The following is a 13,430-nucleotide window of genomic DNA, read 5'->3' as shown; positions in this document are numbered from 1 at the left end:
TCTGTCACGGTCGCCGGCCGTGCGAACGGCATCCCCCCGATGGCAACTTGCAATTTTCAACTTACCGCTTGCAAGTCGTTCGTTGCACCTGCCACAGTGGTCACACCGTCCGATCACGGTGGGAACGCTTGCGTGGGTACGTCCGTAGGCACTGCGCAGTGCGGGAACGGCACGGTCATGATGCGCAGGCAGACGAAAGGCGGCCGCTCGTGGCTCCCCTCGCCCTTCCCCTGACTCCCCTTCGGACGTCCCGGGAGCAGGACACCCGTCCGGGATGTGCTTTACGGCTTCCGGCCACCGCCTCCTCGGTGAGCACGATCCGCGCGGCCGTACGCGAGCGGCTGCGTGCCTGGCGCATGAGCGCCCAAGTGTGCGACGACGCGCTCCTCGTGGTCTCCGAGCTGGTCACCAACGTGATCACGCATACGGCCAGCGATCACCTGGAGTGCAGGCTGAGCGTCGGTGCGGGACTGCTGCGCCTCGAGGTCGAGGACGAGGTCCGGGCCCGCACCCTCCCCGCGCCCCGCACCCCCGACCCCGATGAGCACTGCGGACGAGGGCTGCTGCTGGTCGGCGCGGTGAGCAGCGCCTGGGGCGTCAGCGACGCCCCGCACGGGCCGGGGCGGATCGTATGGGCCGAGCTGCCGACGCGCACGGAAGAGTGTCACTGACTCATGGACCGACAGTTTGTTGCCCCCGAGGCACCTGAGGCACATGAGATGCCTGAGGCCCCATCACTCGGTGCGGCGCGCCTCTGGCGAGGCCACCGCCGACGCCTGCGACTCCCCGACGGGCTACCCGCCAGACTGGGATACGACGCGGTCGGGATGCCCACGGACATCGGCAGGCGGGTCATGAAGTGTCTGCCCCGCATCGGCTGTGTCTTCGCCGACGACCAGCGGTGGTGGTGGATCGTGCCGTCGGGGTCGAACATCGACGTCGCCTGGCCGCCGTTCACCAGCTATGCGGTCGGGGCGCGGATGACCGACCTGAGCGGCGAGTACTCCGGGCGTTTCCGACACCCCCGGCTGATCCATCACCCCCAGGACGACTCGCCGTACACGCCGCCGATTCCGCTGTACTTCATGACCTGTCATATCGCGGGGATCCGGCCCCACTGGTCACCCGGGGACTCCTCCGGACCGTCCCAAGCGATCTAGGACCCGTCCCGCACGCTGCTGCTCCGCACGGGACCCTGCCTGGCCGACAACGTTGTCCCAAGGTATGGACAAACACCGGAGTGAGTGCTCTGGTAATGCGTGCAGCAAGTGTTCCCTGTGGAAGAGTTCCGCCGTCCTCCGGGCGGCGGCGCCAACCGGACCATGGAGCAGCAGCGTGCTGAGACACTTGTTCCTTCGCTTCCCCTCCCTCCGTCCAAGACGGACCTGGCGGCGGCGCGTGGCCGCCGTCGTGGTCCCCGCGCTGGCCGCCACCGGTCTGCTCGTCTCCGGCGCCGGCCCCTCCCACGCCGCCCAGGGCTGGGAGCCCAAACCCTCCCCGATGACGACCCCGTGGACGAACCAGGTCCCGGTCGACAACCCGCTGCCGGAGTATCCGCGCCCCCAGCTGACCCGGCCCGACTGGTCCCCCCTCAACGGGATCTGGGACTTCGCGGTCACCTCCCGCGACGCCGGACAGCCGGCCACGTTCGGTGAGCGGATCCGGGTGCCGTTCGTGCCCGAATCCGCGCTCTCCGGCGTCCAGCGCAAGATCACCCAGAATGACAAGCTCTGGTACAAGCGCACCTTCACGGTCCCCTCCGGCTGGAACGGCCGCCGCGTCCAGCTCAACTTCGGCGCCTCCGACTGGGAGACCACGGTCTGGATCAACGGCAAGCAGGCGGGCGCCGCCCATCGTGGCGGCTACGACGCCTTCTCGTACGACATCACGCCCCTGCTGAACGGCGGCACCAACACCATCGTCATCTCCGTGTACGACCCCACGGAGACCGGCGGTCAGGCCATCGGCAAGCAGCGCGTCCAGGACGTCACCCCGCACCCCGGCAGGAGCATCGTCTACACCGCGTCGTCGGGGATCTGGCAGACCGTGTGGCTGGAGCCCACCGCCCCCGCGCACATCACCCGTCTGGACATGGTCCCGCGCCTGGAGGACAACACCCTGCGGGTCACGGTGCGCGGCGCCGGAGGAGCCGACGGCGCCGGCGTCAAGGTCACCGTCTCCAGCGGCGGCACCACGGTCGGCAGCGCCACCGGCACCGTGGGCGGCGAGCTCTCCGTGCCGGTGCCGAACGCCCACCTCTGGACGCCGGAGGACCCGTTCCTGTACGACGTCACGGCCGAGCTCACCGGCGCCACCGGGGCCGACAAGGTCGGCGGCTACACCGGCATGCGGTCGATCGCGGTGAAGGACGTGGGCGGGGTCCGGCGGCCGGTGCTCAACGGCGAGTTCGTCTTCCAGACCGGCACCCTGGACCAGGGCTACTGGCCGGACGGCATCTACACCGCGCCCACCGACGAGGCCCTCAAGTACGACCTTCAGAAACACAAGGACCTGGGCTTCAACATGGTCCGCAAGCACATCAAGGTCGAGCCGCAGCGGTGGTTCTACTGGGCGGACCGGCTCGGACTGCTGGTGTGGCAGGACATGCCCTCGATGGACAGCGGCAAGACCCCGGACACCGCGGCCCGCGCCCAGTGGGAGAGCGAGTACCGCGCCATCATCGACCAGCACCGCGGCTCGCCCGCGCTCATCCAGTGGGTGGACCAGAACGAGGGCTGGGGCCAGTACGACCAGGCCCGCATCGCCGACATGGTCAAGGCCTACGACCCCTCGCGCCTCGTCGACAACATGAGCGGCGTCAACTGCTGCGCCGCCAAGGACGGCGGCAACGGCGACGTCATCGACAACCACAACTACGTCGGGCCCGGCAACACCCCGGCGGAGTCGGTGCGCGCCTCGGTGCTCGGGGAGTACGGGGGCCTGGGCTACCGGGTGCCCGGCCATGAGTGGTACCCGGGCGGCGGGTTCAGCTACGAGGACCAGCCGAGCGTCTCCGCGCTCAACAACCGGCTGGTCGGCCTGCTCGACGGAATCCGGGAGAGCGGCATGCCCGCGGGCGGTCTGTCGGCCTCCGTCTACACCCAGATCACGGACGTGGAGAACGAGGCCAACGGGCTGATGTCCTACGACCGCCAGGTGGTCAAGGTCGACCAGGCCCGGGTACGGACCGCCAACCAGGCCCTCATCGCGGCCTCCCGGTCGGCCGGCGCCACGGTGAAGCTGCCCGTCGGGCAGAACGTGTCGATCCGGGTCACCACCCCCGGCTACACCGACCGCTACATCCGCCACTACGACGGGCTGGGCTTCACCGAGGTGGTGAACTCCACCAGCGCCGACCTGCTGAAACGGGACGCCACCTGGACGGTCCGGCAGGGCCTCGCGAACAAGCTCTGCTACTCCTTCGAGTCCCGCAACTACCCCGGTGAGTACCTGCGCCACCGCGACTTCCGCGTCCGGCGCGAGGCGGGTGACGGCTCCACCGGGTACAAGGAGGACGCCACCTGGTGCCCGATCCAGGGCAGCGGTGGCATCCGGATGTCGGCCGCCAACTTCCCCGGGCAGTATCTGCGGCACATCAACGCCGAGCTGTGGCTCGCCCAGTCCGGTGGTAGCCACGCCTGGGACAACCCGGCCAGTTTCACCGAGGACACCACCTGGGCGATCGAGTCGCCCTGGGCCCCCTAGCACGACCGCCGCGGGCCCTGATCGACGGACCCGCGCCCTCCGGCGGCCGCCCCGCGCGGGCGGCCGCCCGTCTCTCCTCCCCCACGCGTCAGCGCACGGCCCCCCATGGAAAGGCGGGTACGTCATGTCAGCGCGGCTCCACCGTGTCCTCCACGGACTGTTGACCCTGGCCATCGCCCTGGCCGGTCTGGTCGCCCTCCCCACGCCGTCCCGTGCCGCGACCCCGGTCTGCGCACTGGCGTGCGACACCCTCGACCCCTCGAAGGCACAGCGCGAGACCTTCCCCGTACCGCAGGTGAACCTCAACGGCCGGATCCTGAAGCTTCACGTCTCCGACCCCGACTCCATGGCCTGGGCCAGCATCGACAACGGTGTGAGCGGCGATGCCGTCTGGCTCGACCGGTCCTGGGACCGGGGCGCCACCTGGGAGGGCCTGCTCGGCAAGGCCAGCATCCCCGGCACCTGGACCGGCACCCGCACCCTGATGTACAACCTCACCGACCCGGTGGGGCACCGGCGCGGCTGGCTCCGCGCCTGCGGTGACGCCGCCGGTGTCACCTGCACCGACTGGGTGTACCCGAAGGTGTGCGACGGTGCGTTCTGCGACGGCGCCGACCCGGCCACCGCGGCGGGCGACGACCGCCCGGTACCCGCCACCACGCTGTTCGGGCGCACCATCAGCCTCCATGTCGACCAGAAGAACTCGATGGCGTGGGGCGTCATCGAAAGCGGTGGCAGGGGCGACGAGATCTGGCTCGACCGCTCCTGGGACACCGGCGCCACCTGGCCCGAGGGCTCCTCCCTCGGCCGTACGGGCGTGGCGTCGGGCAAGACCTCGACACGGACGGCCATGTTCGCCACCCGGGACCCGCGCGGGCTGCTGTTCGGCGGGGCGGTCCGGGCGTGCGGCCGCGAGGCGAGCCACCAGGAGGGCAGTTGCACGGCCTGGGTGAGGCCCGCGCCGAGCCGGGCGCGCGCCGCTGCGGACGCGCTGATGGCGTCGTACCACACGTACCAGGGCTGGTGGCGCAGCAGTTGGTGGAACTCGGCCGTCGCCGTCACCTCGCTCATCGACTTCGCCCGGCGCACCGGGCGGCACGACTACGACTGGGTCATCGCCCGCACCTTCGAGCAGAACCGCGGCACCTTCGCCCCGGGCGAGCGCAGCTCCGACGCGGTGGAGGGCCACTTCATCAGCCGCGCCATCGACGACGCGGCCTGGTGGGGCGTGGCCTGGCTGGCCGCGTACGACCACACCCATGAGCGGCGCTACCTGGACGAGGCGGTCACCATCGCCACCTACGTCCACCAGTTCTGGGACACCGGCAGCTGCGGCGGCGGTGTGTGGTGGGACCGGGAGCGCACCTACAAGAACGCCGTGACCAACGGACTGTACCTGTGGCTGACCACATCACTGCACCAGCGGATCTCCGGCGACTCCGTGTGGGGCGACCGGGCGGCCACGGCGGCGACCTGGTACCTCGACAGCGGGCTGATCAACAGCGCGGGCCTGGTCAACGACGGGCTGACCGCCGACTGCCGCAACAACTCCCAGACCGTGTGGAGTTACAACCAGGGCCTCGCCATCGGTGCCTTCACCCAGCTGTGGCGGTCCACCCGCGACGACCGGTACCTGGACACCGCCCGGCGCCTGGCCGACGCGGCGACCACCTCGGCGGCGCTGACCCGCGACGGGGTGCTGACCGAGCCCTGCGACACCGGCGGCAACGCCTGCGACGACAACCAGAAGCAGTTCAAGGGCGTCTTCATGCGCCACTTCGCCGACCTCGCGGACGCCACCGAATCCGCCGGCTACCGGGCGTACATCAAGAAGCAGGCCGACTCGATCTGGGCCACCGACCGCGACCCCCTCAACCGGCTCGGCCAGCGCTGGGCGGGCACCTCCCCCAACCAGGTGGACTGGCGCACCCAGGCCAGTGCCCTCGGCGCGCTGACGGCCGCGGACGGCCTCTGACGCCTTCCCCCATGAACCAACTTCGCGAGCCGTACCCGCATCGACGCAAGGAAGCGCCCATGAGCCCTCGCACCGCCCGCCGCCACGCGGCGCTGCTCACCGCCCTGCTCGCCATCCTGTGGGGCCTGTTCTCCGGCCCGCCCGCCGCCACGGCGGCCCCCCACACCGCCACGGCGGCCCCGCGCACCGCCGCCGCGGGCACCTTCCGCAACCCCCTCAACACCGGCCCCGACCCGTTTGTGACCACCTGGAACGGCACCTACTACCTGACCACCACACAGGGCGACAGCATCCGGATGTGGCGCTCCACCTCCCTGGGCACCCTGCTCGAAGCCGACCCCATCACCGTGTGGACGGACACCGATGGCTCCCGCAACCAGCACATCTGGGCACCGGAGTTCTACCGCTTCGGCAACCGCTGGTACCTCTACTACACCGCCGATGACGGGGTCGACGACCACCACCGGCTCTATGTGCTGGAGTCGGACCGCGACGACCCGGCCGGTCCCTACCACTTCAAGTCCCGTCTGACACCGCCCAACCACTCCGCCGACTTCGCCATCGACCCCGGCATCCTCGAGCACAACGGGCGGCTCTACCTCGCCTACTCCGGCATCAACCAGTACCAGCACAACGGCCTCAACATCGCCCCGATGTCCAACCCGTACACCGTCTCGGGAAACGCGGTCGCCATCAACGGGGCCGGCGGCTGCCCGGAGGTGCGCGAGGGCCCCGAGTTCCTCTACCGCAACGGCCGCACCTGGATGACGTACTCCACCTGCGACACCGGCAAGCCGGACTACCAGGTCTGGATGATGTCCCTGCCGTCCACCGCCGACCCGCTCGTGCCCGGCAACTGGACCCAGCACTCCGGCCCGGTGTTCTCCCGCGCCGATGACCACGGCGTCTACGGCCCCGGCCACCACGCGTTCTTCCGCTCGCCCGACGGCAAGGAGGACTGGATCGTCTACCACGCCAAGACCACGTCGGTGAACACCTACACCAACCGCACCACCCGGGCCCAGAAGATCACCTGGAACGCCGACGGCAGCCCGAACCTGGGCCGCCCGCTCGCCATGGGCGCCACCCAGGACCTGCCGTCCGGCGACCCGGGGGCGGGCACGTACTGGATCAATGACGACGGCCGGTCCAGCGGCGACGGAAGCGTGTCGTACACGGGCACCTGGAACTCCGGGACCGGCTGCGCCACCCAGTGCTTCTGGGGCGACGACCACTGGAGCGACCGGGCGGGCAACACCGCCACCTTCTCCTTCACCGGCACCCGGATCGCCCTGCTGTCGGTCCGCGACACCGGCAACGGCATCGCCGCCCTCAGCATCGACGGCGGCCCCGAGCAACGCGTGGACTTCTACGGCGCGATCCGCACCGGCGAGACCTTGCAGTACCTCAGTCCCCGGCTCGCCTCCGGTCGGCACACCCTGCGCATCCGGGTGACCGGCGAGCACAACGCCCAGTCGGGCGCGTCGTTCGTGAGCGTGGACCGCGCCGAGGTGTACACCCGCTGACACCCGGCACATCCGCGGCCCCCGCCCAGCGGTGGGGGCCGCACACGCCCGCGAGGCCGGATGAGAGATGACGCCCCGCGCAATCCCGCCGGGGCTTGTCTTACCGTGGCGCAGGTGGATCTCAACTCGCTCGTGGCGCTCGACGCTGCTGGAGGAGAACAGCGTGACCGCCGCGGCGGACCGGCTGAACCTCCGACCGGCTGGTCCTGGCGCTGCGGCGGGGGCATTCGCTCGCCAAGGGCCGGGTCGGCCACGACAGGCTCGTCCGCATGACCTTCGTGACCGTCTTGCGCCGGGGCCGACTGCACGACGCCATCGACGGCGCCCTCGCCGAACGCGGGCTGCGACGGCGGGTGATCGCGTCCCTGCCGCCGACCCAGGTGGTCCTCACCTGGCACCACCGGCACGACAGCGACCCCGCCCACGCATGGCTGCGCGGCCAGGTGCGGGATGTGCTCCGCGAGGCGACCGACGGAACTGCGTGAGTCGCTTGGCACACTATTATTCGTATTGTCAGATGGTGATGGTCGGGTGGTGACGGTCGGATAGTGACGGTCAGATGGCGAGGGTCGCGCGCAGCGCCGGTTGCAGCCGCTCGCCGTGTGCCCGCACCATCTCGTCGCACAGCTCCCAGATCTGCTCGACGCGCAGGGCGGCGGCGGTCGCCGGGTCGGTCATGGCCGCGTGCCGGATATGGCGCGGCTCGTCCTCCAGGGCGGCGCGCACCACGAGGTCGTTCATGCTGAGGTAGGTGCGGTTGAGCGCGGCGAGCTGCGGGGGCAGCGCACCGGCACGGGTCGGCCGCACACCGGACCGGTCGACCAGACACGGCACTTCGACCACGCCATGGGCCGGAAGGTTCTCGATGAGGCCGTGGTTGGGCACATTGCCGTAGACGGTCCTGGGGGCGCCGGTCACCATGGAGTGGATGATCTGCGGGGCGTACTCCATGGTCCCCTCGACGTCGATATCGGCGCCGGTCGTGAGGGCGTCGCGGGTCCGTTCGTATTCGGCGACGTTCTCGTCCACGATGCCGAGGTACGCGCCGACGGGCAGCCGCAGCCGCTCGATCTCGCTGTCGTGGTGCAGATACCAGGGCACATACTCCGAGGAGTGCTCGCTGGTCTCGGTCGGGTAGTAGCCGAGCCGCCGGTACATGTCGACGCGGACCCGCCGCCGCAGCTGCTCGTTCTCGGCGATCAGCGCGTCCAGCCGGGGGTAGAGATCGGTGCCGTCGCGCTCCAGACGGAGCACCCACGCCTGGTGGTTGACCCCGGCGGCGCGGTAGGTGACCTCGTCGAAGGGGACCTTCAGCAGGTTGCACAGGTCATGGATGGTCCAGTGCACCGAGTGGCACAGGCCGACCACCCGGGTAAGCCCGGTGGCCGCCACGAGGTACTGCACGTTCATGGCCATCGGGTTGGTGTAGTTGAGCAGCCATGCCCCGGGGCATACGGCGGCGATGTCCTCGCCCAGCGCCTTGAGGAACGGGAAGGTGCGCAGGGCGCGGAAGATGCCGCCGACGCCGAGGGTGTCGCCGATGGTCTGCCGCACACCGTGGCGCGCGGGGATCTCGAAGTCGATCCGGGTGGCCTCCCCCATGCCGATCTGGACGAGGTTGATGACGAAGTCGGCGCCGTCGAGCGCCTCGCGCCGGTCGGCGTGTGCGGTGATGTGCGCGGCGGCGCCCCGCCGCTCGGCGATGTAGCGCGCGGCGGCCTCGGCGGTGGCCAGGCGCTCCGGGTCGATGTCGTGCAGGGCGATCCGCGCGGACTTCAGCTCCGGGAAGGCGAAGAGATCCGCCAGCAGGCCCTGGGTGAACACGACGCTTCCCGCGCCGATCAGCACGATCTTGGGGTTGATCATGACGGGATGTCTCCGTTGGCGGTGAGGTGGGTGAGGGCTTCGTCCCAGGTGGGCTGGGCGGTGGTGCCGCCCGGGGCGCGGGTGGACAGCGCACCGCAGGCGGCGGCGAGGTCGAGCGCCTCGGCGATGGGCCGGCCCGTGAGCCGTCCGGCGAGGAAGCCCGCGTTGAAGCTGTCGCCCGCGCCGACGGCGTCCTGGGGTGTGACACGGATCCCCGCGGTGGTGAGCAGGGTCCGGCCGTCGTGGCACAGGGCGCCGTCCGCCCCGTTCTTGACGGCCACCAGCGGGACCTGCCGCGCGAGGAGTTCGGCGGCGGCCGCGACGGATGTGCCGTCGGTGGCCGCGAGCCGGTGTGCCTCGGCGGCGTTGGGCAGCAGGAGGTCGGTCCGGGCGAGGACCGGTGCCAGCGCGGCGCGGTCCCACCGGCCCGAGGGGTCGTCGTTGGTGTCCAGCGAGGTGGTGGCGCCCGCGGCCCGTGCGGTGTCGAAGAGGTCCGGCAGATCGGCGGCGAGCCCCGGCATGAGGAAGTAGGACGCGGCGTGGAGGTGGCGGGCCGAGGTCAGCAGGTGTGGGGGTATGTCGCGGCCCGAGGTGGCGGCGAGGGTGCCCGGTGAGGTGAGGATGGCCCGGTCGTCGCCGCGGGTCACGATGACCGTGAGCGGTGTCGGCAGGGCACTGTCCAGGTGCAGTCCTTGGACGTCGACGCCGTGCGCCGCGAGCCGGTCGCGCATGTAGTGCCCTGCGCCGTCGTCCCCGACGCGTCCGGCGAAGGCCACGCGCAGCCCCAGCCGGGCGGCGCCGCACGCGGTGATCGCGGCGGATCCGCCGAGGGTGAGCGCGCCGCTGTCGACGAGCTGTTCGCGCTGGCCGAAGGCGAGCGGGGTATCGAGCGGTCCGACGATGACGTCCGGGTTGGCGTCCCCGATGACGAGCAGGTCGAAGGTGGGTGGCATACGGGTTCCTGATGGGTGAGGGAGGGGCTGGGCGGTGCCGGTCAGCCCTTGAGGCCGGTGGAGGTGATCGACCGGACGAAGGTCTTCTGGGCGGCGAGGAAGGCGAGCAGCACCGGGAGGACGGTGATGACGTTCCCCGCCATCACGGCCGACCACTGGGTGTGGTGCTGCCCCCGGAAGGTGGTCAGGCCCAGCTGGAGGGTGTAGTTGGCGTCGTGGTTCAGCGCGATGAGCGGCCACGACAGATCGTTCCAGGTGGTGAGGAAGGTCAGGACGGCGACCGTGCTCAGCGCCGGGCGGGACAGCGGGACGACGATCTGGAACAGCACCCGCAGCCGCGAACACCCGTCGATCCAGGCGGCCTCCTCCAGCTCCCTGGGCAGGGAGAGGAAGAACTGCCGCAGCAGGAACACCGCGAACGGCGTCACCAGCGAGGGCACGATCAGCGCCCCGAGGGTGTCGACGAGCCCCAATTTCCGCATCACCAGGAAGGTCGGGATCATCGTCAGCTGGAACGGGATGGCCATGGTGGCCAGCATCAGCACCAGCAGCACCCGGGACCCGCCGAACCGCATCCGGGCGAAGGCGTATCCGCCCAGCGTCCCCAGCAGCAGATTGGACACGACCGCGACCGCCGAGACGATCAGGGAGTTGGCGAACCAGCGCGGGAACATCGCGTTGCCGAGCACGAAGCGGTAGCCGTCCAGATGGATCCCGGAGGGCCAGAGCGCGGGCGGGAAGCGGTTGATCTCCGCGTCGCTCATGACCGAGCTGAGCCCAAGCCAGATCAGCGGTACGGCGAAGAGCAGCGCCAGTGGCGCGAGCAGCAGATGCCACGGGCTGAACGGCAGCCGCGGCCGCCGCCGTGGGGACGGGTCCGTCATGACGTGGCTCCCTCGATACGACGGTCGCCACGGCGCCGGACCAGCCGCAGCGCGGTGGCGGCCACGAGCAGGGCGACACCGAGGACGTAGGCCGCCGCGGCCCCGTAACCGGCGGTGAAGTTGCGGAACGCCTGCTCCCAGACGAAGTAGACGATCACGGTGGTGGATCCGAGCGGACCGCCCTTGGTCGTCACGTACACCAGGTCGAAGACCTGGAGGGCGCTGATCGTCTGCCACAGCAGCAGGAACACGCTGACCGGCGCGATGGTGGGCAGGGTGACGTGGCGCAGCACATGCCGCCGTTCCGCGCCGTCCAGGGTGGCGGCCTCGGTCAGTTCGCGGGGCACGTCCTGGAGGGCCGCCAGATAGATCACGACACAGAAGCCGGTGCCGCTCCACAGCGAGATGCCCACCAGGACCAGCAGCGCCTGCCCCGGATCGGACAGGAAGCCCTGCGGGGAGACTCCGAGGTGGTGCAGCAGCGAGTTGGCCGCGCCGAACTCCGGGTCGAGGATGAAGGAGAACAGCACGCCCTGGGCGGCGGCCGAGACCACGAACGGCACGAAGAGCAGCGTGCGGTACAGACCGGCGAACCGGATCCGGCGGTTGAGGACCAGCGCGAGCACCAGCCCCAGACCGATGCTCAGCGGTACGTACAGCGCCGTGTACTCCAGTGTGTTGCGCACGGCCTGGGCGAACTGCGGATCGTCGGCCAGCTGGCGGTAGTTGTCGAAGCCCACCCAGACGCTCGGGGTGAGGAGGTCGCTGTACTGGAACGACAGCAGCAGGGACCACAGGACGGGGACGACGCTCAGGCCCAGGATGACCAGGACGGAGGGGAGGACGAACGCCCAGGCGGTCGCGGCCTCCCGGCGGCCTCGGCGGCGTGCGGGACGGGCCGGTGTGCGGGGCGCCGGACGGGTTATCGGGGTGGGCAGACGGGACATGGGAGCTCCTCAACGCACCTTGGCGATGGCCGCGTTGGCCTCGTCGGCGCACCGCCGCAGCGCCTTCGCCGGTGTGCTCCTGCCGAGCAGGACGGCGGTGATGGCCTCGCCGAACGGCATGGAGATCTTGGGGTAGGCACGGTCGACGGGCCGTACCCGGGCGGTCTCCAGCACCTTTGTGAACACCGGCAGACCGGGCACCTCGGCCGCGTACGCCCGCCACTGCGGACGGCGCTCGGCCGGGCGGCTCTGCGGCAGGCTGCCCGCCTGGGTGTCCCACCGATACGCCTGCTCGGGCTCCATGAGCCAGCCGACGAACGTACGGGCGGCCGTCAGTCGCGCGGAGCCGTTGTCGAACACGCTCCAGGTGTCCGGGCCGGAGATGGTCACCGACCTGCCGTGGAAGCCCGGCAGCGGGACGACCTCATAGTCGATCTTCGCCTGGCGGATGTCGGGCAGTTGCCAGGGCCCGGTGGCGACCATGCCCAGCCGGCCGGAGGCGAACGCCTGGTACATCTGCTCGCCACCGGGTTTGGGATCGACGTAGACGCTTCTGTCCTTGGCGAGCTCCGCGAGCACCTCGAGGGACCGGACCCCGGGTTCACCCGCGAACCCGATCTCCCGCTTGCCCTCGGCGATGACCTCGCCGCCCAGATCCCAGATCATGGGCCACATCCGCCACACCGTGTCCTCGTCGCCCGCGGCGGGCCAGCCGGTGCCGAATGTGCCCCTGCCGCGGTCGGTCAGCTTCCTGGCCGTCTCGATGAAGTCCCGCCAGGTCCAGCCGGGGCCCGGCAGCTCAAGACCCGCCCGGCGGAAGAGGGCCTTGTTGCACACCACGGCGAGCGAGTCCAGCACCGCGGGCACCGCACGGACCACACCGTCGACCGTGACGCCCTCCCGGGCGGCGGGCCAGTACTGCTTCCACGGGACCCGCCCGGATTCCACGACCGTCGTCAGATCCGCCAGTTGGCGGCTTCTGGCGACGCTGGCCAGGTCGGAGCCGAAGATGTAGGCCACATCGGGCGGGGATCCGGCGACGAGACCGGTCATCACCTTCTGGAGCATGTCATCCGCGAGGACGCCACCGCTCAGGTCGATCCGTATCTTCGGATGGCCGCGGTGGAAGTCGGCCACGAGCCGCTTGACCGCTCGCAGGGCGGTGCTGGTCTGCCCGTGCCACACCTCGATGTGCACGGTTCCATGGGAATCCACCCCCAGGCCCGTCCCGCATCCCGCCACGGCGGCACCCATGGCGCCGCTGAGCGCCATCGCCCCGCCGCCGCGCAGCACCCCACGCCGGGACGGACCGCCACGCACGGGGGGAGGGATACGCGAACGGTTCAGGCTCATCGCTGAGAGCTCCATGATCCGAGGGCACGGCCCCGCCTCGGCCACGCACAGCGACCTGGCGACTCGGGCCGGACTCACGGCGGAGCCGCATACCGGCTGGGCGTACCTCTGCCGCCGAGGATTCGACATCGGCGTGCCAGGGAGTAAACCGATCAGAGCGAATCACGTCAAGAGCGTGAAACTGCTCAGTGTTGGCTTTGAACGTGCACAAGCAATCAGCG

At 70.5% G+C, this 13,430-nt stretch carries 11 protein-coding genes; 6 read left to right on the top strand and 5 right to left on the bottom strand.

The features are described from left to right. Nucleotides 1–209: 209 nt before the first annotated feature. The 6 genes from ACJX2R_RS41735 to ACJX2R_RS41710 all read left to right on the top strand — a co-directional run bounded on the left by ACJX2R_RS41735 (nucleotide 210) and on the right by ACJX2R_RS41710 (nucleotide 7,691). Complete coding sequence (locus tag ACJX2R_RS41735; protein ID WP_413104300.1) at nucleotides 210–671, top strand: ATP-binding protein; 462 nt, start codon at nucleotides 210–212, stop codon at nucleotides 669–671. A gap of 156 nt (nucleotides 672–827) precedes the next feature. Continuing rightward, nucleotides 828–1,160: a hypothetical protein gene (locus ACJX2R_RS41730; protein ID WP_413104299.1), complete on the top strand. Its 333-nt coding sequence runs from the start codon at nucleotides 828–830 to the stop codon at nucleotides 1,158–1,160. A gap of 238 nt (nucleotides 1,161–1,398) precedes the next feature. After that, nucleotides 1,399–3,705 (top strand): AbfB domain-containing protein, encoded by a 2,307-nt coding sequence (locus ACJX2R_RS41725; RefSeq protein WP_413104298.1) that lies wholly within the window; start codon nucleotides 1,399–1,401, stop codon nucleotides 3,703–3,705. Between the two features lie 124 nt (nucleotides 3,706–3,829). Further along, complete coding sequence (locus tag ACJX2R_RS41720) at nucleotides 3,830–5,680, top strand: glycoside hydrolase family 76 protein (RefSeq protein ID WP_413104297.1); 1,851 nt, start codon at nucleotides 3,830–3,832, stop codon at nucleotides 5,678–5,680. 59 nt (nucleotides 5,681–5,739) lie between these two features. Continuing rightward, nucleotides 5,740–7,206: a family 43 glycosylhydrolase gene (locus tag ACJX2R_RS41715; protein WP_413104296.1), complete on the top strand. Its 1,467-nt coding sequence runs from the start codon at nucleotides 5,740–5,742 to the stop codon at nucleotides 7,204–7,206. Between the two features lie 269 nt (nucleotides 7,207–7,475). Beyond that, a complete protein-coding gene (locus tag ACJX2R_RS41710; protein WP_413104295.1) occupies nucleotides 7,476–7,691 on the top strand; it encodes a hypothetical protein in 216 nt (71 codons plus the stop codon). A 70-nt stretch (nucleotides 7,692–7,761) separates the two neighbouring features. On the opposite strand, the gene ACJX2R_RS41705 is transcribed toward ACJX2R_RS41710, so the two are convergent. From ACJX2R_RS41705 to ACJX2R_RS41685, 5 genes are read right to left on the bottom strand one after another with little or no spacing between them, the layout of a single operon-like run. After that, complete coding sequence (locus ACJX2R_RS41705; RefSeq protein ID WP_413104294.1) at nucleotides 7,762–9,072, bottom strand: alpha-glucosidase/alpha-galactosidase; 1,311 nt, start codon at nucleotides 9,070–9,072, stop codon at nucleotides 7,762–7,764. Next, complete coding sequence (locus tag ACJX2R_RS41700) at nucleotides 9,069–10,025, bottom strand: carbohydrate kinase family protein (protein WP_413104293.1); 957 nt, start codon at nucleotides 10,023–10,025, stop codon at nucleotides 9,069–9,071. The genes ACJX2R_RS41705 and ACJX2R_RS41700 overlap by 4 nt, the downstream gene beginning before the upstream one ends. A 41-nt stretch (nucleotides 10,026–10,066) precedes the next feature. Continuing rightward, on the bottom strand, nucleotides 10,067–10,909 hold the full coding sequence (locus tag ACJX2R_RS41695) for a carbohydrate ABC transporter permease (RefSeq protein WP_262702535.1): 843 nt from the start codon (nucleotides 10,907–10,909) through the stop codon (nucleotides 10,067–10,069). Next, nucleotides 10,906–11,856, bottom strand: coding sequence for a carbohydrate ABC transporter permease (locus ACJX2R_RS41690; RefSeq protein ID WP_413104292.1), 951 nt, complete (start codon nucleotides 11,854–11,856; stop codon nucleotides 10,906–10,908). Before ACJX2R_RS41690 ends, ACJX2R_RS41695 begins: the two co-directional genes overlap by 4 nt. Nucleotides 11,857–11,865: 9 nt before the next feature. Further along, complete coding sequence (locus tag ACJX2R_RS41685; RefSeq protein WP_413104291.1) at nucleotides 11,866–13,209, bottom strand: extracellular solute-binding protein; 1,344 nt, start codon at nucleotides 13,207–13,209, stop codon at nucleotides 11,866–11,868. Nucleotides 13,210–13,430: the final 221 nt, after the last annotated feature.

It is taken from the genome of Streptomyces sp. Inha503, from assembly GCF_047215865.1.
Taxonomy (GTDB): domain Bacteria; phylum Actinomycetota; class Actinomycetes; order Streptomycetales; family Streptomycetaceae; genus Streptomyces; species Streptomyces lycopersici.
The sequence above is the reverse complement of the archived record's forward strand: the minus strand, read 5'-3'. Positions and strand labels throughout refer to the sequence as shown.

Coding starts and splice junctions, on each gene's coding strand:
- ACJX2R_RS41715 (WP_413104296.1), top strand. CDS start 5,740: ATGAGCCCTCGCACCGCCCGCCGCCACGCGGCGCTGCTCACCGCCCTG.
- ACJX2R_RS41685 (WP_413104291.1), bottom strand. CDS start 13,209: ATGAGCCTGAACCGTTCGCGTATCCCTCCCCCCGTGCGTGGCGGTCCG.
- ACJX2R_RS41700 (WP_413104293.1), bottom strand. CDS start 10,025: ATGCCACCCACCTTCGACCTGCTCGTCATCGGGGACGCCAACCCGGAC.
- ACJX2R_RS41730 (WP_413104299.1), top strand. CDS start 828: ATGCCCACGGACATCGGCAGGCGGGTCATGAAGTGTCTGCCCCGCATC.
- ACJX2R_RS41720 (WP_413104297.1), top strand. CDS start 3,830: ATGTCAGCGCGGCTCCACCGTGTCCTCCACGGACTGTTGACCCTGGCC.
- ACJX2R_RS41710 (WP_413104295.1), top strand. CDS start 7,476: ATGACCTTCGTGACCGTCTTGCGCCGGGGCCGACTGCACGACGCCATC.
- ACJX2R_RS41705 (WP_413104294.1), bottom strand. CDS start 9,072: ATGATCAACCCCAAGATCGTGCTGATCGGCGCGGGAAGCGTCGTGTTC.
- ACJX2R_RS41690 (WP_413104292.1), bottom strand. CDS start 11,856: ATGTCCCGTCTGCCCACCCCGATAACCCGTCCGGCGCCCCGCACACCG.
- ACJX2R_RS41695 (WP_262702535.1), bottom strand. CDS start 10,909: ATGACGGACCCGTCCCCACGGCGGCGGCCGCGGCTGCCGTTCAGCCCG.